We start from the raw sequence: 21348 nt of genomic DNA, 5'->3' as shown, positions 1-21348 counted from the left end.
CGGTCATTCGGCCCGGGCGCAGATCGGAGATCCTTCATGCCCAAGCTTGGGATGGAACCTATACGCCGGGCGGCATTGGTCAAAGCGACGATCGAGGAGATCGGCGAGCGGGGTTCGCTCGATGTGACGGTGGCCCAGATCGCGCGGCGTGCGGGTATGTCCTCGGCGCTGGCGCACCACTATTTCGGCAACAAGGACAACATTTTCCTAGCTGCGATGCGCCACCTCCTCACCGAGTATTCCGCCGAGGTGCGCGCGGCGCTCATCGCGGCAAAGGGCGATCCGCGCGGTCGGGTCGCAGCTCTTCTGCGGGCCAACTTCGGCCCTTCGAACTTCCGCTCCGAAGTGGTCGCCGCATGGCTCAATTTCTATGTACTGGCTCGCACCTCTCCTGCGGCGGCGCGGCTCTTGCGGATCTATCACCGCCGCCTGCGCTCGAATCTCGCGCATGACCTGCGGCCGCTGCTCGGGGCGGCCGCCATCGACGCGGCCGAACGTCTCGCGGCGCTGATCGACGGGATGTATCTCAAGCAAGGCCTCGCGGGCGGTCCCGCCGACGGCCCCGCCGCCACACGCCAATTGCTCGCCGCGCTCGAACTGGAGCTGAAATGACCCCGGACAAGTCTCCGAACATCCTTATCGTCATGGCCGACCAGCTCAACGGGACGCTGTTTCCCGACGGCCCGGCCGACTGGCTGCACGCGCCCCATCTCAAGGCGCTGGCCGCGCGCTCGACCCGATTTGCCAACGCCTATACCGGCAGCCCGCTCTGCGCGCCGGGGCGGGCGTCCTTCATGTCCGGCCAGCTGCCGTTCCGCACCGGGGTCTACGACAACGCGGCCGAGTTCCCGTCGGACATCCCCACCTTCGCGCATCACCTGCGCCGCGCCGGCTGGCAGACCTGCCTGTCGGGCAAGATGCATTTCGTCGGCCCCGACCAGCTTCACGGCTTCGAGGAGCGACTGACCACCGACATCTATCCGGCCGATTTCGGCTGGACCCCGGATTGGCGCAAGCCGGGCGAGCGGATCGACTGGTGGTATCACAACCTCGGTTCGGTCACCGGCGCGGGCGTGGCCGAGATCACCAACCAGCTCGAATATGACGATGACGTCGCGCATCAGGCCAAGATCAAGCTCTACGATCTGGCGCGCGGCCACGACGCGCGGCCGTGGTGCCTGACGGTGAGCTTTACCCATCCGCATGATCCATATGTGGCGCGCCGCAAGTACTGGGACCTCTACAACGACTGCGATCATCTCGACGCGCCGGGCGAGGCGATCCCCTATGAGAAGATGGATCCGCATTCGAAGCGGCTCTGGGACGCCTGCGACGCGGACGGTTTCGATATTTCGCCCGAGCAGGTCCGCCGGGCGCGGCAGGGCTATTTCGCCAATATCAGCTATGTCGACGACAAGCTGGGCGAGATTCTCGCCGTGCTCGGGGACACGCGGCAGGAAGCAATCGTGGTCTTTGTGTCGGACCATGGCGACATGCTCGGAGAGCGGGGGCTGTGGTTCAAGATGAGCTTCTTCGAAGGCTCGGCACGGGTGCCGCTGATGATCTGCGCCCCCGACATGGCGCCGGGCCTCGTGACCGATCCGGTTTCGGCGATCGACGTGACGCCGACGCTGTGCGACCTCGCCGGCGTCGACATGTCCGAGGTCACGCCTTGGACCGATGGCGAGAGCCTCGTGCCGCTGGGGCAGGGCGCGCGGCGCAACACGCCGGTGGCGATGGAATACGCCGCCGAAGGCTCGATCGCGCCGATGATCGCGCTGCGCGAGGGGCGGTTCAAATACACGGCCTGCCCGGTCGATCCTGAGCAGCTCTTCGACCTCAAGGCTGATCCGGGCGAGCGCGTGAACCTCGCCGCCGAGCCAGACCATGCCGAAACCATGGCACGGTTCCGCGCAATGACGTCCGAACGCTGGAACTTCGATCTCGTCGACGCACAGGTCCGCGCGAGCCAGGCCCGGCGCTGGGTGGTCTACGAGGCACTGCGGCAAGGCGGCTACTACCCGTGGGACTACCAGCCGCTGCGCGCCGCCTCCGAACGCTACATGCGCAACCACATGGACCTGAACATTCTCGAGGAGAGCCAGCGCTTTCCGCGCGGTGAGTGATTTCTTCCCTTCGCCAATTCGAAAGTACGCAGCCATGACCTATCCGACCCAACCCGAGGCCAGCCACTTCATCGACGGCCAGTATGTCGAGGACGAGACCGGCGCCGCGCTCCCTGTGATCTACCCGGCCAGCGGCGAGACCATTGCTGATCTGCATTCGGCCACGCCCGCATTGGTCGACCGCGCGCTTGCGGCGGCCAAGCGGGCGCAGCCGCATGGGCCGCGATGACCGGCACCGAGCGGGGCCGCATCCTGCGCCGCGCCGCCGACATCATGCGCGCGCGCAACCGCGAATTGTCCGAGCTCGAGACCAAGGACACCGGTAAACCATTGCAGGAAACGCTGGTTGCCGACGCCACCTCGGGTGCCGACGCGCTCGAATATTTCGGCGGTCTCGCCGCGACGCTGTCGGGCGAGCATATCCAGATGGGCGAGGATTTCATCTACACCCGCCGCGAGCCCTTGGGCGTGACGGTCGGGATCGGCGCGTGGAACTACCCCACGCAGATCGCCTGCTGGAAGGCCGCGCCCGCGCTCGCCTGCGGCAACACGATGGTGTTCAAACCCTCCGAGACGACGCCGCTCTGCGCGCTCAAAGTGGCCGAGATCCTGATCGAGGCGGGCGCGCCGCCGGGCGTGTTCAACGTAGTGCAGGGCTATGGCGATGTCGGCGCCGCGCTGGTCGAGGATGACCGCGTTGCCAAGGTCTCGCTCACCGGCTCCGTGCCCACGGGCCGCCGCGTCTATGCCGCCGCCGCCACCGGCATAAAATCGGTCACGATGGAATTGGGGGGCAAGTCGCCCCTCGTGGTCTTCGACGATGCCAGCCTCGAGGACGCCGTCTCGGCGGCGATCAACGCCAATTTCTATTCCTCGGGGCAGATCTGCTCGAACGGCACCCGCGTCTTCGTGCAGGACGGCATCCGCGAGGCCTTTCTCGATCGGCTATCGGAGCGTCTTCGCGGCGTGACGATCGGCGATCCGCTCGACGAGGCCACGAATTTCGGGCCGATGGTCAGCGAACGTCAGCGCGAGATCGTCGAGGGCTTTGTCGCCAAGGGACGGGCGGAGGGCGCACGCCTCGTGGCGGGCGGCGGCCGACCCGAGGGAAAGGGCGCGGGGTTCTGGATCGAGCCCACGGTCTTCGCCGATGTCACCGACGACATGACCATCGCGCGCGAGGAGATCTTCGGCCCGGTGATGTCGGTCTTCGGCTTTGCCACCGAGGACGAGGCGCTGGCGCGCGCCAACGCCACGATCTACGGGCTGTCGGCGGGCGTGTTCACCCGCGATCTGGCGCGGGCGCACCGCGTCGTGGCAGGGCTTCAGGCGGGCTCGTGCTGGATCAACACCTACAACCTGACGCCGGTCGAGGCGCCCTTCGGCGGCATGAAGATGTCCGGCGTGGGCCGCGAGAACGGGCAGGTGGCGATCGAGCACTGGAGCCAGATCAAGACCGTCTACGTCGCGATGGGGCCGGTCGAGGCGCCGTACTGATCGGCCCCGGAGCCGGTTCAACTCAACGATAACGGAGCGGCGCCACGAACGCCGGTCCGGCAAGACACGGGTGTCTGACATGCAAGCGGACTACGTCATCATCGGGGCCGGAAGCGCCGGCTGCACCATGGCTTACCGCCTCTCCGAGGCGGGCAAGAGCGTTATCGTCATCGAGCATGGCGGCACTGACGCGGGGCCGTTCATCCAGATGCCGGGCGCGCTCAGCTACCCGATGAACATGGCGCGCTACGACTGGGGCTATCGCTCCGAACCCGAGCCGCATCTGGGCGGCCGCCGTCTCGCCACGCCGCGCGGCAAGGTGATCGGCGGCTCTTCCTCGATCAACGGCATGGTCTATGTGCGTGGCCACGCGCGCGATTTCGACACGTGGTCCGAGATGGGGGCCGACGGCTGGGACTATGCTGGCGTCCTGCCCTATTTCCGGCGCATGGAGAACTGGCACGATAGCGGCCACGGCGGCGACCCCGCCCGCAGGGGCCATGACGGGCCGCTGCATGTGACGCGTGGTCCGCGCGACAATCCTCTCACCCGCGCCTTCGTCGAGGCGGGCGGGCAGGCGGGCTACCAACTCACCGATGATTACAACGGCGAAAAGCAGGAGGGCTTCGGCCCAATGGAGGCGACGATCTGGCAGGGCACCCGCTGGTCGGCGGCCAACGCCTATCTGCGCCCCGCGCTCAAGCGCGACAACTGCACCCTCGTGCGCGGGCTGGCGCGTCGCGTGGTGCTCAAGAATGGCCGCGCGATCGGCGTCGAGATCAATCGCGGCTCGAAGACCGAGGTGATCCGGGCGCGCGCGAGGTGATCGTCGCCGCTTCCTCGATCAACTCGCCCAAACTGCTGATGCTGTCCGGCATCGGTCCGGCGGCGCATCTGGCCGAGCACGGCATCGAGGTGGTGGCCGACCGCCCGGGCGTGGGACAGAATCTTCAGGACCATCTGGAGATGTACATCCAGATGGCTGCGACGCAGCCGGTCTCGCTGTTCAGCCACTGGAACCTGTGGGGCAAGGGCGTGGTCGGCACGCAGTGGATGCTGAACCGTACCGGCCTCGGGGCCTCGAACCAGTTCGAGAGCGCGGGTTTCATCCGGTCGCGCGCGGGCGTGGAGTATCCCGACATCCAGTATCACTTCCTGCCCATGGCCGTGCGCTATGACGGGCAGGCGGCGGCCGAGGGCCACGGCTTTCAGGCGCATGTCGGGCCGATGCGCTCGGGCTCGCGCGGGCATGTCACGCTGGCCTCGAACGATCCCGCCGAGGCGCCGAAGATCCTGTTCAACTACATGTCGACCGAACAGGACTGGGCCGATTTCCGGACCTGCATCCGGCTCACCCGCGAGATCTTCGGTCAGCGCGCCTTTGCGCCCTACAGGGGCCACGAGATCCTGCCGGGCGATGAATATCAAAGCGACGATCAGTTGAACGAGGCGATCAAGGAACATGTCGAAAGCGCCTATCACCCCTGCGGGACCTGCCGGATGGGGGCCGCGGACGACGCGGGGGCCGTTGTCGATCCCGAATGCCGGGTGATCGGCATCGACGGGCTTCGCGTGGCCGACAGCTCGATCTTTCCGCGCATCACCAATGGCAACCTCAACGCGCCCTCGATCATGGTGGGCGAGAAGGCCTCCGACCACATCCTCGGTCGCAGCCTGCCGCCTTCGGACGAAGAGCCGTGGATTCATCCCGCATGGCGGGTGGCGCAACGCTGAGAATCGCCCATCGCAGGAATTCCTTAACTTTATGTTAACGGCACTCTTGCCGAAGCGGGAAAATGCGCCGACATCTCTGTCATGCCCTGCTTTGCGATCCTCGCCTTTTTCGGCCTGTGCAGCCCTGAGCCCGCTCCCGCCGCCGGCCCTGCCGGAACGGTGGCGGTGATCGATGGTGACACTCTCGACGTCGGCGGCGCGCGGGTGCGCCTGCACGGGGTCGACGCGCCCGAAACCGCGCAGAGCTGCGGCACCGGATCGGGCGCGCAATGGGCTTGCGGCAACTGGGTCACCCAAGAGGCGTCGCTGCGCTTTGCGGGGCGCATCGCCGCCTGCGAGACGGTCGATATCGACCGCTACGAACGTATCGTGGCGCGCTGTGCGGTGGGCGGGGCCGATATCGGCGAAACGCTGGTCTCCGAGGGGCTGGCCTTCGCCTATGTCGAATACTCCAAGGACTATCTGCCCCAAGAGGCCGCCGCGCGCGACGCCGGGCGCGGCATCTGGCGCGGTGAGGTCGAGGCGCCATGGGACTGGCGGCGCGCCAGGCGGGCGGGAAACGCGCAGCCCGAACCCGAGCGCACCGGCGCGGGCGGCTGCGCAATCAAGGGGAACGTTTCGGGGGGCGGGCGGATCTATCACATGCCGGGCGATCCCTATTACGGGCGCACCAAGATCGACACCGCATCGGGCGAACGCTGGTTCTGCAACGAAGCCGAGGCGCGGCGCGCGGGATGGCGTCACGCCGGGAGCTGATCGCTCAGCGGTGTTTTTCGAGCTGCTTGGCCGAGACGTCGTAGATGAAGGTCGCCGACCAGGTGATGATCATGAATCCCGCCATGGACTGCGCGCCGACCACCAGCCGCATGGGCCCTGTCACGTCGAGATCGCCGAACCCCACGGTCGAGAAGGCGATGGCCGAAAGATAGGTGTAATCGACCCAGTCGGTGAAGCTGGTGCCCAACCCACCGGGAAAGACGTGCTCCTGCAAGATCTGGTAGAGCGCAGCGCCGATCGCGATGTGTATCATGTGCAGCAGCGCGGTCAGGATGAAGGCCCCGAGCGGTACCAGTGAATTTCGCCCCTCGGCCTGCGGCAGCACATGTCGGCAGAGCACAAGGCCGAAATGATGTACCGAGCCGAGAACGATCACGAGCAGGATGGCGATGCCGAGCAACATGCCCCTGACCTAGGCCATCCGCCGCCTCGCGCAAGCGGTAAATCCCGTGCCTCGACTGCCGGGGAAATCGCGTCGCGACGGGGACTTGCCTTGCTTCGCGTGATCGGCCAGCCTGCCCTGCACAGAGGGAGACGGCGATGCAGGACATTCTGGAGGCACTCGAGGCGCGGCGCGACACGGCCCGGCAGGGCGGGGGCGAGGCGCGCATCGCCGCGCAGCACGCCAAGGGCAAGCTGACCGCGCGCGAACGCATCGAGTTGCTGCTCGACGAGGGGTCCTTCGAAGAGTTCGACATGTTCGTCGCCCACCGCTGCACAGATTTCGGCATGGAAGAGAGCCGCCCCCCGGGCGACGGTGTCGTCACCGGCTGGGGCACGGTCAACGGCCGGATGATCTATGTGTTCAGCCAGGACTTCACTGTCTTCGGTGGATCGCTTTCGGAAACCCACGCCCAAAAGATCTGCAAGATCATGGATATGGCGATGCGCAACGGCGCGCCGGTCGTGGGCATCAACGATTCGGGCGGCGCGCGCATCCAAGAGGGGGTGGCGAGCCTCGGGGGCTATGCCGAGGTGTTCCAGCGCAACGTGCTGGCCTCGGGCGTGGTGCCGCAGATCTCGCTCATCATGGGGCCCTGCGCGGGAGGGGCCGTCTATTCCCCCGCCATGACCGACTTCATCTTCATGGTGAAGGACAGCTCCTACATGTTCGTAACCGGCCCCGACGTGGTCAAGACCGTGACCGGCGAGGTCGTGACCGCCGAGGAGCTTGGCGGGGCCACGACCCACAGTCGCAAGTCCTCGGTCGCCGACGCCGCCTTCGAGAACGACGTCGAGGCGATCGCCGAGACCCGCCGTTTGATCGACTTCCTACCGCTCAACAACCGCGAGAAGCCGCCGCGCCGGCCGTTCTTCGACGATGTCGCGCGCGAGGAGCCGAGCCTCGACAGCCTCGTGCCCGCCAACCCCAACCAGCCCTACGACATGCACGAACTGGTGCGAAAGCTCGCCGACGAGGGCGATTTCTTCGAGATCCAGGCCGAGTTCGCGCGCAACATCCTTACCGGTTTCATCCGGCTTGAAGGCTCTACCGTGGGCGTCGTGGCCAACCAGCCGATGGTGCTGGCGGGCTGTCTAGACATCGACAGCGCGCGCAAGGCCGCGCGCTTCGTGCGGTTCTGCGATGCCTTTGAAATCCCGATCCTGACCCTGGTCGACGTGCCGGGCTTTCTGCCCGGCACCGGGCAGGAACTGGGCGGCGTCATCAAGCACGGGGCCAAGCTGCTGTTCGCCTATGGCGAGGCGACGGTGCCCAAGGTGACGCTGATCACCCGCAAGGCCTATGGCGGCGCCTATGACGTGATGGCCTCCAAGCACCTGCGCGGCGATTTCAACTATGCCTGGCCCACCGCCGAGATCGCGGTGATGGGGGCGAGGGGCGCGACCGAGATCCTCTATCGCTCCGAGTTGGGCGAGCCCGAGAAGATCGCCGCGCGCACCAAGGATTACGAGGACCGCTTCGCCAACCCCTTCATCGCCGCCGAGCGGGGCTTCATCGACGAGGTGATCATGCCGCATTCGACCCGCCGCAGGGTGGCGCGGGCCTTTGCCTCGTTGCGCGGCAAATCGCTCCAGAACCCGTGGAAGAAGCATGACAACATCCCGCTCTGAACAGGGTAGGGCCTTGGACCCGGTCCCCTCGCCTCCGGCGGCCCCGAACTGGCGGCACGGGATGGTGCGGGCCGTCCTGCCGGGCTATCAGGCGGCCTGCCGCGGATCGCGCGGCGCAGCCCGAGGACACGATTGACATGGAAAAGCACCGCGGATTTCCCGGCCGGCTGCCCGGCACCGACTTTCAATTCACGATCAGGCGCGCGGCCAAGGACGGCCCGACCAAGATCATCCGGCGCGAACGCTTTCGCGACCGGCGCCCGCCCGACCGGCGCGCCGACGAAGGCTTCATGGCCGCTCTCTGGGCGCAGTTCGGCGAGGAGCCTTTCATGCGCGGCAATCTCGATGCAGCGCGGCTGAGCTGGCTCTTTGGCCGCGAGGTGGTGCCCGCCGAGGACCCTTTCGATCCACAGGATTACGACGCGCTGCTGCGCATCGACGTCGACGTGGCGCGGCGCAGCTTTCCCGACGTCTTCGGGGCCGACGAGGACGAGGATGACGCCGAGGACGAGGGCGAGGGCTGGTGAAGGCCGATCACGCCGGGGAGGGCGTCGAATATCCGGCGCGGGTAGTGGCGGGTTGCCGCCCATGCCTTGGCTGTGATGCCGACCGCGCCCGGCGGGGCATCGCTCTCACTTGCGCAGACCCCTGCGAAGTGGCACTGACAGCGTCATCTGGGGCACAACCATTCATTTTCGGAGACCAAGAATGGCATCCACGTTCAAACTCTTCGGCGCGCTCGGCGTCGCCGCTACTCTGGCCGCCTGTGGCGCCACCCCCGGTGAGCGCGCCGCGACCGGCGCCCTCACCGGCGCCGCTGTCGCGCAGGTCGCCGGCGAGAGCGCCGTCAACGGCGCGCTCATCGGTGGTGCGATCGGCGGCATCGCGCCCTGCGTCACCAACCCGAACGCGAACGGCTGCTACTGAGCCGAGCACGCGACCGGCCTCGGCCGGACGCGCATGACATGACGGGCCGCCGGAGAGATCCCGGCGGCCCTTTTTCGTGATCGGCCGGAAAGGCCAATGAGAGGGGCACGATGTTCGACAAGATCCTGATCGCCAATCGCGGTGAGATCGCCTGCCGGGTGATCCGCAGCGCCCGCGCCATGGGCATCCGCACCGTCGCGGTGCATTCCGAAGCCGACCGCGACGCGCTGCATGTGCGCATGGCCGACGAGGCGATCGAGATCGGACCCGCTGCGGCCGCGCAATCCTACATCTCCATCGACCGGGTCATGGAGGCGGTGCGCCGCAGCGGCGCTCAGGCGGTGCATCCGGGTTACGGGTTCCTGTCGGAGAACCCGCGCTTCGCCCATGCGCTGTCGGAAGAAGGCGTCGCCTTCATCGGCCCGCCCGCGACCGCGATCGAGGCGATGGGCGACAAGATCACCTCCAAGAAGCTCGCAGCCGAAGCGGGCGTTTCGACCGTGCCGGGCCATATGGGGCTGATCGCGGACGCCGAGGAGGCGGTGCGGATCGCGCGTGAGATCGGCTATCCGGTGATGATCAAGGCCAGCGCCGGAGGCGGCGGCAAGGGGATGCGCATCGCCCATGACGACGCGGGCGCGCGCGAGGGCTTTCGCGCCTCGAAATCCGAGGCCGCATCGAGTTTTGGCGACGACCGGATTTTCATCGAGAAATTCGTCACCTCGCCACGCCATATCGAGATCCAGGTGCTGTGCGACGGCCATGGCAACGCCGTCTGGCTGCACGAGCGCGAATGCTCGATCCAGCGCCGCAACCAGAAGGTCATCGAAGAGGCCCCGTCGCCCTTTCTCGACGACGCCACGCGCCGCGCCATGGGGCAGCAGGCGGTGTCTCTGGCGCAGGCCGTAGGCTACACTAGCGCCGGCACGGTCGAGTTCATCGTCGACGGCGACCGCAACTTCTATTTTCTCGAGATGAACACCCGGTTGCAGGTCGAGCATCCGGTGACCGAGTTGATCACCGGCATCGACCTCGTGGAGCAGATGATCCGCGTGGCGGCGGGCGAAAAGCTGCCCTTCGCGCAGGCCGACATCCCGCTCAACGGCTGGGCCATCGAAAGCCGACTTTACGCCGAAGACCCGTATCGCGGCTTCTTGCCCTCGATCGGTCGCCTGACGCGCTACCGCCCGCCCGAGGAGATCGCCACGCCCGAGCGTGCCGTGCGCAACGATACCGGCGTGTTCGAGGGCGGCGAAATCTCGATGCATTATGACCCGATGATCGCCAAGCTCTGCACATGGCGCCCGACCGGCTCCGCGCCATCGCCGCGATGCGCGAGGCGCTCGACGGCTTCGAGGTCGAGGGCATCGGACACAATCTGCCATTCCTCTCGGCCGTGATGGACCACCCGCGCTTCGTCTCGGGCGAGATCACGACCGGCTTCATCGAGGAGGAGTTCCCCCAAGGTTTCACCGGGGCCGAACTGCCCGAGGCCGAGCTGCGCCGCATCGCGGCGGCGGCAGCGGCGATGCACCGGGTCTCGGAAATCAGGCGCGCCCGGATTTCGGGACGCATGGATCATCACGAGCGCCGCGTCGGCACCGACTGGGTGGTGACGCTTGGTGCGGCGCGCTTCGAACTGTCGCTTACCACCGACCGCGACGGGGCGGAGGTGCGATTCGACGGCGGCGAGGCGCTGCGCGTTGAAAGCGACTGGATGCCAGGCCGGACGCTGGCGCGGCTCATGGTGGGCGAGGCGCCGCTGGTGCTCAAGGTCGATACGCTTCCCATGGGGTTTCGGCTGCGTGGACGCGGGGCCGATCTACGGGCACGGGTAATGACCCCGAGACAGGCCGAACTGGCCGCCCTGATGCTCGAAAAGCAGCCCCCCGACACCTCGAAGTTGCTGCTTTGCCCGATGCCGGGCGTGGTCACGGCACTGCATGTGGCCGAGGGCGATGAAGTGCAGGCGGGGCAGGCGCTCTGTACGGTCGAGGCGATGAAGATGGAGAACCTGCTGCGCGCGGAGCGTCAGGGTCGTGTCGCCCGCATCATGGCCGAGGCGGGCGACAACCTCGCCGTCGACGCCGTGATCATGGAGTTCGACTAGCGCGTCGGTAGCGCCTGCGCCCCGGCCCGGTCGATCGGCTGGTTGGCGTCGCGTATTTCCTGCTGGCGCAGCGGCAGCTTGTCGATGGCGCGGATCAGCTCGCGCCCGGTGAAGGGCGCGGGCTTGCGCTGGGCGATGCGGCCGTCCTTGCCGATCAGCACGACGGCAAAGCCGCGCGGCCGCAGCGATCGGCGGATCGGGCCGCGCGCCTCGGGGTCGGTGTCGATCAGCACGATCACGTCGCGCACCGCGAGATCGTCGATCCGCTCAGCCAGAAACGCCATCTGCCTCTGGAACTGCGGATCGCTTGGCCCGTCGGCAAAGACCACGATCGGCCGCGCCACGAATTCGAAATCGTCAAGCTCGGCCTCGCCCACCGGGTAGGCGGCGCGCGGCTCTTCGGCCCAGCGCGTCAGCAGGTCCGGGGCCTCCTGCGCGGCGACGAGGGGGGCGGCCCACAAAAGGGCCATGAGCGCGAAGAGGGGGCGAAGCTGTTTCATGTCTTCAACATAGGCGCGAATTGCCCCGACGCGAAGGGCGGCGCGACAATAGGTGCCGGGACTGGCGCAATGTCTCGTGGCGCGGCACACTCTCGACCGGGACCGGAGGAGAAAGCATGGCCGATCAAGACCGCCGCGACGACTGGGCCGCACGCGCCCGTGCCGAGCTGAAGGGGCGCGACCCCGAAAGCCTGCGCCGCGACACGCTGGAGGGGATCGAGGTGAAGCCCGTCTATGATGCGGGCGATCTCGAAGGGCTGTCGCACCTGCACGCCCTGCCGGGCGAGGCACCTTATATGCGCGGCGTGAAATCCACGATGTATGCCGGACGCCCCTGGACGATCCGACAATATGCCGGGTTTTCCACGGCCGAGGAGTCGAACGCCTTTTATCGCCGGGCGCTGGAGAGCGGTCAGCAGGGGGTGTCGGTCGCCTTCGATCTCGCCACTCATCGCGGCTATGACAGCGACCACCCCCGCGTCGAGGGCGACGTGGGCAAGGCCGGCGTGGCGATCGACAGCGTCGAGGACATGAAGATCCTGTTCGACGGCATCCCGCTGGGTGAGGTGTCGGTGTCGATGACGATGAACGGCGCGGTGATCCCGATCCTCGCCAGCTTCATCGTCGCGGGCGAGGAGCAGGGCGTGCCGGTGGGCAAGCTTTCGGGCACGATCCAGAACGACATCCTCAAGGAGTTCATGGTCCGCAACACCTATGTTTATCCGCCCGAGCCTTCGATGCGGATCGTGGCCGACATCATCGAACACACCGCCGACCACATGCCGAAATTCAACTCGGTCTCGATCTCGGGTTACCACATGCAGGAGGCGGGGGCCGACCTCGTGCAGGAGCTGGCCTTCACGCTGGCCGACGGGCGCGAATACGTCCGCGCCGCCATCGCGCGTGGCATGGATGTGGACCGCTTCGCCGGGCGTCTAAGCTTCTTCTTCGCCATCGGCATGAATTTCTTCATGGAAGCCGCGAAGCTGCGCGCCGCGCGGCTCTTGTGGCACAAGATCATGGAGGAGTTCGAACCGAAGGACCCTAAATCCCTGATGCTGCGCACCCATTGCCAGACGTCCGGCGTCAGCCTGCAGGCGCAGGACCCCTACAACAACGTGGTGCGCACCGCCTACGAGGCGCTGTCGGCGGTGCTCGGCGGCACCCAGTCGCTGCACACCAACGCGCTCGACGAGGCGATCGCCCTGCCGACCGACTTCTCGGCCCGCATCGCGCGCAATACCCAGCTGATCCTGCAGGAGGAGACCGGCATCACCGATGTCGTCGATCCGCTGGCGGGGTCCTATTACGTCGAGAGCCTGACCCAAGAGCTGGCCGAGAAAGCATGGGCGCTGATCGAGGAGGTCGAGGGCCTGGGCGGCATGACCCGCGCGGTGGCCTCCGGCATGCCCAAGCTTCGGATCGAGGAGACGGCGGCCAAACGGCAGGCGCTGATCGACCGGGGCGAGCAGGTCATCGTCGGCGTGAACAAATATCGCAAAGAGCGCGAGGATGCGATCGACATCCTCGACATCGACAACGTCAAGGTGCGCGACGGGCAGGTGGCGCGGCTGGAGAAGATCCGGTCGACGCGTGACGAGGCGGCCTGCGACGCGGCGCTGGCGGCCCTCGAAGCAGCGGCGCGCGAGGATGGCAACCTGCTGGCCGCGGCGGTCGAGGCGGCCCGCGCCCGCGCCACGGTGGGGGAGATCAGCATGGCGATGGAAAAGGTCTTCGGGCGGCACCGGGCCGAGGTGAAGACGCTCGCGGGCGTCTATGGCAAGGCTTGGGAGGGGGATGCGGGCTTCGAGCGCATCCAGCGCGAGATCGCCGCGTTCGCCGGAGAAGAAGGCCGCCGCCCGCGCATGCTCGTGGTCAAGATGGGGCAGGACGGCCACGACCGCGGCGCCAAGGTGATCGCCACCGCCTTTGCCGATCTGGGCTTTGACGTTGATATGGGGCCGCTGTTCCAGACGCCCGAGGAGGCCGCGCAGGACGCGCTCGACAACGACGTGCATGTCGTTGGCATCTCCAGCCAGGCGGCAGGGCACCGGACGCTGGCGCCCAAGCTGGTGCAGGCCCTGCGCGATCAGGCGCGGGCGAGATCCTCGTGGTCTGCGGCGGTGTGATCCCGGATCAGGATCACGCGATGCTCAAGGAGGCGGGGGTCGCGGCGATCTTCGGGCCGGGCACCAACATCCCAGAGGCCGCGTCCAAGATCCTGTCGATGATCCGCGCGCGCGGCTGAGAGGACGAGTCGGCTCTTGCGGCGCGGGGCAGGACGCGACATCACGGTCGCCGAAATCCCTTATGCCCGAGGCCCGCCATGATCCGCCCCGCCACCCCCGATGACGCCCCGGCCCTCGGCGCCATCTGGAATCGCGTGATCCGCGAGACGACCTCGATCTTCAACACGACCGAGCGGGGCGAGGCCGAGATTGCGAGATCATCGGCAATAGCGATCCGTTCCTTGTCTGGGACGAGTCCGGCGTCCAGGGTTTTGCCCGCTGGTTCCCGTTTCGCGGCAATGACGGCTATCGCCACACCGTCGAACACACGATCCTGCTCGCACCCGGCCTGCATGGGCGCGGTGCGGGGCGGCTGCTGATGGAGCGGCTCTTCGAAACCGCCCGCGCTGCCGACAAACACGTGATGGTCGCCTGTGTCACCGCCGAAAACGCGGCGGGCATCGCCTTTCACGAGCGCATGGGGTTCGAACGCACCGGCACCATGCCCGAAGTGGGGCGCAAGTTCGGCCGTTGGCTCGATCTCGCCATCCTGCAGAAACGACTCTGACAATGCCGCGACGCGGCGCTAAGGTGGACCCATGTCGATCTGGACACGCATAGCCGAAGCCATCGCGGCTCTGAGGCAGGGCGAAAGCCTCGCCTCGATCTTCGATCGGCTGCGCACGCCGCCCGAACGCTCGGTGGCCTTCGCCATCGCGGTGATCGCTTTGGGCGCGAAGATGGCCAAGGCCGACGGGCAGGTGACGCGCGGCGAGGTCGCCGCCTTTCGCGAGATCTTCACCATCCCGCCCGAGGAAGAGGCCAACGCCGCGCGGGTCTTCAACATGGCGCGCACCGATGTCGCGGGGTTCGACGACTACGCCCGCCGCATCGCACGGATGTTTCGCGGCGAAAGGGGCCCGCTGTTCGACCTGATGGAGGGGCTGTTCCACATCGCCCTCGCCGATGGCGATTACCACCCCGACGAGAACGCCTTTCTGCGGGAGGTGGCGGAGATCTTCGAGATCGACGAGCGCAGCTTCGCGCGGCTGCGCGCGCGCTTCGTCCCCGATTGCGAACCCGATCCCTATGACGTGCTCGGCGTGTCGCCCGACGATGATCTGACCGAGATCCGCAGCGCATGGCGCGCCATCGTGCGCGAGACTCATCCCGACCGGCTCGCCGCGCGCGGCCTGCCCGAGGAGGCGATGAAGATGGCCGAGAGTCGTCTCATCTCGGCCAACCGGGCGTGGGAGCGGATCTCCGAAGGGCAAGGCCGCACTGCGACGGCGACCGGCGGGACCCCGAACGAGGCCGAGGGCCGCGCCTGATGCGGTTGGCGACGTGGAACGTCGCCTGGTTCGACCGGCTGTTCGACGATGCGGGCCGGCCGCAGCACGACGACGCGCCCTCGGCCCGTCACGGAATTACCCGCGCGCAGCAGCTCGCCGGCATTGCGCATGTGATGCGTGCGCTCGATGCGGATGGGATCGTCGTGGTCGAAGCGCCGGATACGGGCGGATCGCGCGATGGGATGCGGGCGCTGGAGGAGTTTGCCGCCGAGGCGGGGCTGAGAACGCCCGAGGCGCTGATCGGTTTTCGCAGCCACACCCAGCAGGAGATCGCGTTTCTCTACGACCCCGAGCGCCTGCGCGCTCGGCATGACCCGCGCGCAAGCGCCAAAGCCCCGCGCTTCGATCTGCATGCGGGGCGGGGCGACACCCGGATCACGTGGTCCAAACCTCCCCTGGAGCTTGCCATCGAGGCCGAGGGCGCCGCGCTGCGCCTGATCGGGGTTCACGCCAAGTCCAAGACCCCGCATGGCGCGCAGGGGCCCGACGATCTGCGCCGTATCGCGGTGGAGAACCGGCGCAAGCAGCTCGCTCAATGCGGCTGGCTGCACGCGCGGGTCGAGGATCATCTCGACGCAGGCGACAGCCTGGTGGTGATGGGCGATTTCAACGACGGCCCCGGCCTCGACGCGCAGGAGCGGCTCTTTGGCCGGTCGGGGATCGAGATCGTGCTGGGCGAGGGCGAGGTACCCGAGCGGCGGCTCTACGACCCGCACGCGGCCCTCGCACTGTCGCACCCGATGGCGGCGCAGCCCGCCACCGCACGGTTCGCCGTGCCGCCCGACTGGCGCATCCTGTCGGCGCTGCTCGATTATGCGATGATCTCGCCCGATCTGCGCGCCGATGCTCCGCGCTGGCGCATCTGGCACCCCTTCGACGACCCCGGGATCTATGCCGACACCGCCTTGCGCGAGGCGCTGCTCGCGGCCTCGGATCACTTTCCCGTCACGCTCGACCTCGACCTCGACCTCACTGGAAAATCCGCTCCGATCCCCTAGGTCCGGGTCATGAAACAGATTGCTCCCTTCGTCTTCGCCGCCGCCATGTTGGCGGCCCCCGCCATCGCCCAGATCGAGGAGGCCCCCGAGGATGAGGGCTTTGGGCTGATGCAACGCGGGGCGGAGCTGTTCTTCGAGGGCATCATGGGCGAGATGGAGCCCGCCATCGAGGATTTCCGCGCCTTCGCCAAGACTGCCGAGCCGCATCTGCGAGCCTTGCTGTCCGAAATGGGACCGGCGCTGATGCAGGTGCTCGACCGGATCGACGACATCGCCAATTACGAAGCCCCCGAGATCCTCGAAAACGGCGACATCATCCTGCGCCGCAAGCGCGAAGCGCCTGACTTCACCCCCGACATCGACGCGCCCGAGATCGAAATCTGATTTTACTCCCGCATCGAGGTGCCTGACCTGCTCACGGATGGAACGGACATGCTCCCATGATCCAGACGCCTAGCGGCCCACGCGCCGCCGTCTTCGATCTCGACGGCACGCTGATCGACAGCGCACCTGACATTGCGGATGCGGTGAACCGGGCCTTCGTGGCGCATGGGCTGGAGGCGACGGACGAGGCGGTGGTGACGGAGCTGATCGGCAATGGCGCGCACCGGCTGGTGGCGGATCTGCTCGCCCGTCAGCGCACCCCGGCGACGCCATCCGATATCGACTCGCTCACCGCCGCCTATCTCGACAGCTATGCCGAGGCCCCCGTGGCGCGGACCACGATCTATGCACATGTGGCCGAAGATCTCGCCACGTTGAAAGGGGCGGGCTGGCGGCTCGGGCTGTGCACCAACAAGCCGCAGGCGCTGACGCTTGCTGTTTTAAAGGGGCTCGGCCTCGCGGTGCTGTTCGACGCGGTGCGCGGGGCGGATGCCGTGCCCGCGCGCAAGCCCGATCCGGGTCACCTTCGCGCGGTGATCGACGCGCTCGGCGTGACGACGGCGATCTATGTGGGCGATACCGAGGTCGACGAGGCGACGGCGCGGGCAGCAGGCGTGCCCTTCCGCGGTGTCGGCTGGGCCGCGCCGGGACGGCTCTCCGTGCCAAAAGCCGAACGGCTGAGCCGCCTGTCCGACCTTGCGGTCTAGTCGCGCAGCCGCACTTCCCCGGTGGCACCGAGCGCCGAGGCCAGCGACTTGAACCGTTGCTCGGCCACTTCGCTGAACAGCGATTTCGCGCGCGGATCGAGATCGAGCGTCAACGTCTTGTCCACGGCGTTCCAAGCGAGATTGCCGGGCACCGTCTCGGCCCCGAGCCAGAGCATCGCGCCCAGCCGCATCGCCCGGCCCAGCACCTCGGCCTCGCGCTGATCCTCCTCGGATACGAGCGTGAACATCTCCTGATAACGGGCGCCCTCGCGCTTGTTAGAATAGCGATGCATCAGCGCCAGCCCGAGGAACACGCGCTCGGAATGCTTGAGCCCACCGAGATTCGCCCGCGTCGCGTTGTCGAAGCAGACCTGCGGGCGGTAGTCGGGATGCGCGCGCCAGCTCACGTCGTGCAGCAGGCAGGCGGCCTTGATGATCCGCTTGCGCTGCCAGTCGGCATGCGGAAACAACGGGCGCACGAAATCGAACAGGACCGGGCCGAAGCCCGGCATCCGCGCATCCTTGGCCTCGGCGAAGCGGCAGGCCTCGATCAGCGGGTCGCGGTCGCGCAGGGCGGGGGGCATCTGCTCATAGAGCATGCCCTCGCGAATGCCATAGGAAGAAATGGTGATGTCCTTGGGCTGGAACACCTGCACCAACCGGTCGAGCACCCGGATCGCCAGCGGCACCAGCGCCATCCGGTCCGACGACACGCCGGCGCGGCCGCGCAGATCCTCGGGGTCTTCCTTTTCGATGTACTTGCGCGTCTCGGCCACGGCGTCGGTGGTCATGCGGTATTCGTGCAGCACGGTGAGAGGATAGTCGCGCCGCGTCATGTCGCAGCGCGCAATGGCCCGCCAAGATCCCCCGACAAGGAACAGCCGCATCCCGGTCTCGTTCTGCATCTCGTCGTGGATCTGCTCGATCGTGGTCTTGACATAGGCGTCGAGACCCTTCTCGCCGCCCTTGACCTCCTTGAGCTTCAAGGGCCCCAGCGCCGATGTCAGGCGGCGACCAACGCGGCCCTCGGCGATGTCCGCGAGTTCCATCGACGAGCCGCCGATGTCGCAGACCATGCCGTAGGAGCCGGGCCAGCCCAGAAGCACGCCCTGCGCCGAGAGCCGCGCTTCCTCGTCGCCCGCGATGACATGGATCTCGATCCCGGTCTCGCGCAGCACCTCGTCGCAGAACTCCGGCCCGTCCTCGGCCTCGCGCACCGCCGCCGTGGCCACCGCGGTCAGCGGCATGATCCCCATGCCCTCGGCCAGCGTGGCAAAACGCTTGAGCGCGGCCAGCGCCCGCTCGCGCCCTCTCGGCGACAGGCGGTTGGTTTCCGAAAGGCCCTCGCCCAAGGCGCACATGATCTTTTCATTGTAGAAATAGGCCGGCGACCGGGCCGCGCCGTCGAAGACGACCAGACGGACCGAGTTCGAGCCCACATCGACCACGCCGACGCGGCTCAGCGCACGGGTTTCGGGATCGTCGAAGAGCGGCCGGCCGAAAGGCCCCCAGTCGCCGCTGCGCGCGTCGCTGTGATCGTTCATGAAGCCCCCATGATCCTGCCGCAGCATGTGGCCCGGCCCCTCGCGGAGTCAACGCCCCGCATCGGGCGCGGTCTTAACGGCCTGCCCGGCGAGGGCAAAGGAAAAATGCCCTGAGTGTTGAATCCACTACGAAAGAGTAGGCTTTGCCTCATTCGTGGGTGTGTGTGAGTTGCGGCACGTCACCCGCACCCGCCTTTCCGCGCCCCGAAAGCGAGGGGTTTTCCATGAAGAAGCGGTGGCAGGAGAAGGCGCGCCCGTCCTCGGGCCAATCGGCCCGGCGAAACCGCCCGTCTGGCCCCATGACCCAGCTTTGAGCGACATCCGCGAGGTTCGCGGCCATGATCTGATCGGTGATCTGCGCCTTCACCGTGGGGTTGGTGATCTCGGCCAGCGTCTCGACCCGGCGGTTGAGATTGCGGCCCATCCAGTCTGCCGAGGAGATGAACACCCGCGCCTTCTTCGACGGAAGGCCCCGCCCGTTGCCAAAGCACACGATGCGGCTGTGTTCGAGAAACCGGCCCACGATGGATTTCACCCGGATGTTCTCGCTCAGCCCCGCGATGCCCGGACGCAGCCCGCAGATGCCCCGGATCACGAGGGAAATCTTCACGCCAGCGCGGCTCGCTTCGTAGAGCGCGTCGATCACCTCGGCCTCGACGAGAGAGTTCATCTTGGCCCAGATCTCGGCGGGGCGGCCCGCGCGCGCGTGCTCCGCCTCGGCGGCGATCATCTCGAGCAGGCGCGGCTTCAACGTCAGCGGCGAGATCGCGAGGTTCTCGAGACCCAGCGGCTCGGCCGAACCGCCGATATAGTTGAACACCTTGGTCGCATCGCGCCCCAAGGCCGCGTCGCAGGTGAAGAAGGACAGGTCGGTGTAGATCCGCGCGGTGATGGGGTGGTAGTTGCCGGTGCCGAAATGGGTGTAGGTGACGAGGCTGTCGCCTTCGCGCCGGACCACTGTGCTGATCTTGGCGTGGGTCTTGTACTGGGTGAAGCCGTAGACGACATGCGCGCCCGCCCGCTCCAGACGGCGTGACTGGCGGATGTTGGCGGCCTCGTCGAAGCGGGCCTTGAGCTCGACCAGCGCCGTCACCGACTTGCCGTCCTCGGCCGCCTCGCACAGCGCCTCGACAATGGGCGAGTTGCGCGAGGTGCGGTAGAGCGTCTGCTTGATCGCCACCACGTCCGGGTCGGTCGCCGCCTGCTGCAGGAAGCGGTTGACCATGTCGAAGGTCTCGTAGGGGTGGTGCAGCAGCATGTCCTTTTGCCGGATCGCCGCGAACATGTCGCCGTCATGATCCTGCACCCGCTCGGGCACCCTCGGCGTGAAGGGCGGCCAGAGCAGGTCGGGGCGGGCGTCGGTCACCAGCTCCTTGAGATTGCCGATGCCGATCAGCCCCTCGACCTCGACCACCTCGGCGTCGCGGATGTGCAGCTCCTCCATGATGGTGGCCTTGAGCGCGGGCGGCGCGTCGGCCGAAAGCTTCATGCGCACCACTTCGCCCCGGCGCCGCCGCTTGAGCGCCACCTCGAACTCGCGCACGAGGTCCTCGGCCTCCTCCTCGACCTCGAGATCGCTGTCGCGCAACACGCGAAAGGTGCAGTGGCCCTTGATCCTGTAGCCCGGAAACAGCTGGTCGAGATTGAGCAGCAGCAGTTCCTCGAGCGGCAGGAACCGCTGCCCGTTTTCGGTCGGAAGCTGGACGAAGCGATCGATCTGCGCGGGCACCGGCAGAAGCGCGCGCAAGGGCTTCTTGTCGGAGGCGCGTTCGAGCGACAGCGCCAGCGCGAGACCTTCGTTGGGGATGAAGGGGAAGGGGTGCGCAGGGTCGATGGCCAGCGGCGAAAGCACGGGAAAGACGCGGTTGAGAAACGCGTCCGACAGGTAGGCCATGTCCTTCTTCGACACGTCGGTGCGGTTCAGGATGGTGATGTTCTGCGCGGCCATCTCATCACAGAGCAGCTTGAAGATCTCCTGCTGGCGCGCCATCAGCGCGCGCGCCTCGCTGTCGATCTGGCGCAGCTGCTCGGCCGGGACCAGCCCGTCGATGGCCGGGGTGGCGTTGCCCGCCTGTGCCAGCTCGCGCAGGCCCGCGACGCGCACAGTATAGAATTCGTCGAGATTAGTGGCCGAGATCGACAGGAAACGCAGCCGCTCCAAGAGCGGCACACGCGGGTTTTCGGCCTCCTCCAGCACCCGGAAGTTGAATCCGAGCCAGCTCAGCTCGCGATTGACAAAACGCGCCGGCCCCGAGAGGTCGGCATCGAGCGCGACCGGCTCGGGAAAGCCTGCGACGAGGAAATCGGCCTGTGTCATGGGTGCTGTCTGGCGCATTTTTTCAACGGTGATGTGACGGGTCGCCCCACTATCGCGCTCGCTTGCCGGGATTG

At 67.2% G+C, this 21348-nt stretch carries 15 protein-coding genes and 4 pseudogenes; 15 read left to right on the top strand and 4 right to left on the bottom strand.

Annotated elements, in window-relative coordinates; genetic code table 11:
* Positions 1–36: 36 nt before the first annotated feature.
* From betI to MBELCI_RS00545, 5 genes and pseudogenes are all read left to right on the top strand, one after another.
* Positions 37–612 (top strand): choline-binding transcriptional repressor BetI, encoded by a 576-nt coding sequence (gene betI, locus MBELCI_RS00565; protein WP_021692174.1) that lies wholly within the window; start codon positions 37–39, stop codon positions 610–612.
* Positions 609–2126, top strand: a complete 1518-nt coding sequence (gene betC / locus MBELCI_RS00560; RefSeq protein WP_021692173.1) for a choline-sulfatase — start codon at positions 609–611, stop codon at positions 2124–2126. Before betI ends, betC begins: the two co-directional genes overlap by 4 nt.
* Positions 2127–2160: 34 nt before the next feature.
* Positions 2161–3623 (top strand): annotated as a pseudogene (gene betB, locus MBELCI_RS00555) (betaine-aldehyde dehydrogenase).
* Positions 3624–3702: 79 nt separating this feature from the next.
* Positions 3703–5357 (top strand): annotated as a pseudogene (betA, locus tag MBELCI_RS00550) (choline dehydrogenase).
* A gap of 81 nt (positions 5358–5438) precedes the next feature.
* A complete protein-coding gene (locus MBELCI_RS00545; protein ID WP_021692170.1) occupies positions 5439–6113 on the top strand; it encodes a thermonuclease family protein in 675 nt (224 codons plus the stop codon).
* Between the two features lie 4 nt (positions 6114–6117).
* On the opposite strand, the gene MBELCI_RS19090 is transcribed toward MBELCI_RS00545, so the two are convergent.
* The gene (locus tag MBELCI_RS19090) at positions 6118–6537 is read right to left on the bottom strand and encodes an ion channel (protein ID WP_021692169.1); all 420 of its coding nucleotides are present in this window, start codon (positions 6535–6537) and stop codon (positions 6118–6120) included.
* A 137-nt stretch (positions 6538–6674) separates the two neighbouring features.
* On the opposite strand from MBELCI_RS19090, the gene MBELCI_RS00535 reads away from it, so the two are divergent.
* From MBELCI_RS00535 to MBELCI_RS00520, 4 genes and pseudogenes are all read left to right on the top strand, one after another.
* Positions 6675–8207, top strand: coding sequence for an acyl-CoA carboxylase subunit beta (locus MBELCI_RS00535; RefSeq protein WP_021692168.1), 1533 nt, complete (start codon positions 6675–6677; stop codon positions 8205–8207).
* A gap of 137 nt (positions 8208–8344) precedes the next feature.
* On the top strand, positions 8345–8734 hold the full coding sequence (locus MBELCI_RS00530; RefSeq protein WP_021692167.1) for a hypothetical protein: 390 nt from the start codon (positions 8345–8347) through the stop codon (positions 8732–8734).
* A 181-nt stretch (positions 8735–8915) separates the two neighbouring features.
* The gene (locus MBELCI_RS00525) at positions 8916–9134 is read left to right on the top strand and encodes a hypothetical protein (protein WP_021692166.1); all 219 of its coding nucleotides are present in this window, start codon (positions 8916–8918) and stop codon (positions 9132–9134) included.
* A 110-nt stretch (positions 9135–9244) separates the two neighbouring features.
* Positions 9245–11244, top strand: a pseudogene (locus MBELCI_RS00520) (acetyl-CoA carboxylase biotin carboxylase subunit).
* Here the strand turns inward: MBELCI_RS00520 and MBELCI_RS00515 are convergent.
* Positions 11241–11744: a DUF4174 domain-containing protein gene (locus MBELCI_RS00515; protein WP_021692164.1), complete on the bottom strand. Its 504-nt coding sequence runs from the start codon at positions 11742–11744 to the stop codon at positions 11241–11243. The pseudogene MBELCI_RS00520 and the gene MBELCI_RS00515 overlap by 4 nt on opposite strands.
* A gap of 116 nt (positions 11745–11860) precedes the next feature.
* Here MBELCI_RS00515 and scpA point away from each other — a divergent pair.
* From scpA to MBELCI_RS00485, 6 genes and pseudogenes are all read left to right on the top strand, one after another.
* Positions 11861–13992: pseudogene (scpA, locus tag MBELCI_RS00510) on the top strand (methylmalonyl-CoA mutase).
* A 125-nt stretch (positions 13993–14117) separates the two neighbouring features.
* Positions 14118–14540, top strand: coding sequence for a GNAT family N-acetyltransferase (locus MBELCI_RS00505; protein ID WP_369385332.1), 423 nt, complete (start codon positions 14118–14120; stop codon positions 14538–14540).
* 31 nt (positions 14541–14571) lie between these two features.
* The gene (locus MBELCI_RS00500) at positions 14572–15303 is read left to right on the top strand and encodes a molecular chaperone DjiA (protein ID WP_021692160.1); all 732 of its coding nucleotides are present in this window, start codon (positions 14572–14574) and stop codon (positions 15301–15303) included.
* A complete protein-coding gene (locus MBELCI_RS00495; protein ID WP_021692159.1) occupies positions 15303–16322 on the top strand; it encodes an endonuclease/exonuclease/phosphatase family protein in 1020 nt (339 codons plus the stop codon). Before MBELCI_RS00500 ends, MBELCI_RS00495 begins: the two co-directional genes overlap by 1 nt.
* Before the next feature lie 9 nt (positions 16323–16331).
* Positions 16332–16706, top strand: coding sequence for a hypothetical protein (locus MBELCI_RS00490; protein ID WP_021692158.1), 375 nt, complete (start codon positions 16332–16334; stop codon positions 16704–16706).
* Between the two features lie 56 nt (positions 16707–16762).
* The gene (locus MBELCI_RS00485) at positions 16763–17413 is read left to right on the top strand and encodes an HAD-IA family hydrolase (RefSeq protein ID WP_021692157.1); all 651 of its coding nucleotides are present in this window, start codon (positions 16763–16765) and stop codon (positions 17411–17413) included.
* Here the strand turns inward: MBELCI_RS00485 and MBELCI_RS00480 are convergent.
* Together MBELCI_RS00480 and MBELCI_RS00475 are read right to left on the bottom strand one after the other, a co-directional pair.
* A complete protein-coding gene (locus MBELCI_RS00480) occupies positions 17410–18984 on the bottom strand; it encodes a Ppx/GppA family phosphatase (RefSeq protein ID WP_021692156.1) in 1575 nt (524 codons plus the stop codon). The two genes, MBELCI_RS00485 and MBELCI_RS00480, sit on opposite strands and share 4 nt — an antisense overlap.
* Positions 18985–19105: 121 nt before the next feature.
* The gene (locus MBELCI_RS00475; protein ID WP_045319510.1) at positions 19106–21274 is read right to left on the bottom strand and encodes an RNA degradosome polyphosphate kinase; all 2169 of its coding nucleotides are present in this window, start codon (positions 21272–21274) and stop codon (positions 19106–19108) included.
* Positions 21275–21348 lie beyond the last annotated feature (74 nt).

Source organism: Limimaricola cinnabarinus LL-001, assembly GCF_000466965.1.
GTDB classification, from domain to species: domain Bacteria; phylum Pseudomonadota; class Alphaproteobacteria; order Rhodobacterales; family Rhodobacteraceae; genus Limimaricola; species Limimaricola cinnabarinus.
The sequence above is the reverse complement of the archived record's forward strand: the minus strand, read 5'-3'. Positions and strand labels throughout refer to the sequence as shown.

Bases quoted from the DNA above. Each gene is read 5' to 3' on its own strand.
- MBELCI_RS00535 (WP_021692168.1), top strand. From the start codon at position 6,675: ATGCAGGACATTCTGGAGGCACTCGAGGCGCGGCGCGACACGGCCCGG.
- MBELCI_RS00480 (WP_021692156.1), bottom strand. From the start codon at position 18,984: ATGCTGCGGCAGGATCATGGGGGCTTCATGAACGATCACAGCGACGCG.
- MBELCI_RS00530 (WP_021692167.1), top strand. From the start codon at position 8,345: ATGGAAAAGCACCGCGGATTTCCCGGCCGGCTGCCCGGCACCGACTTT.
- betC (WP_021692173.1), top strand. From the start codon at position 609: ATGACCCCGGACAAGTCTCCGAACATCCTTATCGTCATGGCCGACCAG.
- MBELCI_RS00525 (WP_021692166.1), top strand. From the start codon at position 8,916: ATGGCATCCACGTTCAAACTCTTCGGCGCGCTCGGCGTCGCCGCTACT.
- MBELCI_RS00515 (WP_021692164.1), bottom strand. From the start codon at position 11,744: ATGAAACAGCTTCGCCCCCTCTTCGCGCTCATGGCCCTTTTGTGGGCC.
- MBELCI_RS00495 (WP_021692159.1), top strand. From the start codon at position 15,303: ATGCGGTTGGCGACGTGGAACGTCGCCTGGTTCGACCGGCTGTTCGAC.
- MBELCI_RS00485 (WP_021692157.1), top strand. From the start codon at position 16,763: ATGATCCAGACGCCTAGCGGCCCACGCGCCGCCGTCTTCGATCTCGAC.
- MBELCI_RS00490 (WP_021692158.1), top strand. From the start codon at position 16,332: ATGAAACAGATTGCTCCCTTCGTCTTCGCCGCCGCCATGTTGGCGGCC.
- MBELCI_RS00500 (WP_021692160.1), top strand. From the start codon at position 14,572: ATGTCGATCTGGACACGCATAGCCGAAGCCATCGCGGCTCTGAGGCAG.
- MBELCI_RS19090 (WP_021692169.1), bottom strand. From the start codon at position 6,537: ATGTTGCTCGGCATCGCCATCCTGCTCGTGATCGTTCTCGGCTCGGTA.
- MBELCI_RS00545 (WP_021692170.1), top strand. From the start codon at position 5,439: ATGCCCTGCTTTGCGATCCTCGCCTTTTTCGGCCTGTGCAGCCCTGAG.
- betI (WP_021692174.1), top strand. From the start codon at position 37: ATGCCCAAGCTTGGGATGGAACCTATACGCCGGGCGGCATTGGTCAAA.
- MBELCI_RS00475 (WP_045319510.1), bottom strand. From the start codon at position 21,274: ATGACACAGGCCGATTTCCTCGTCGCAGGCTTTCCCGAGCCGGTCGCG.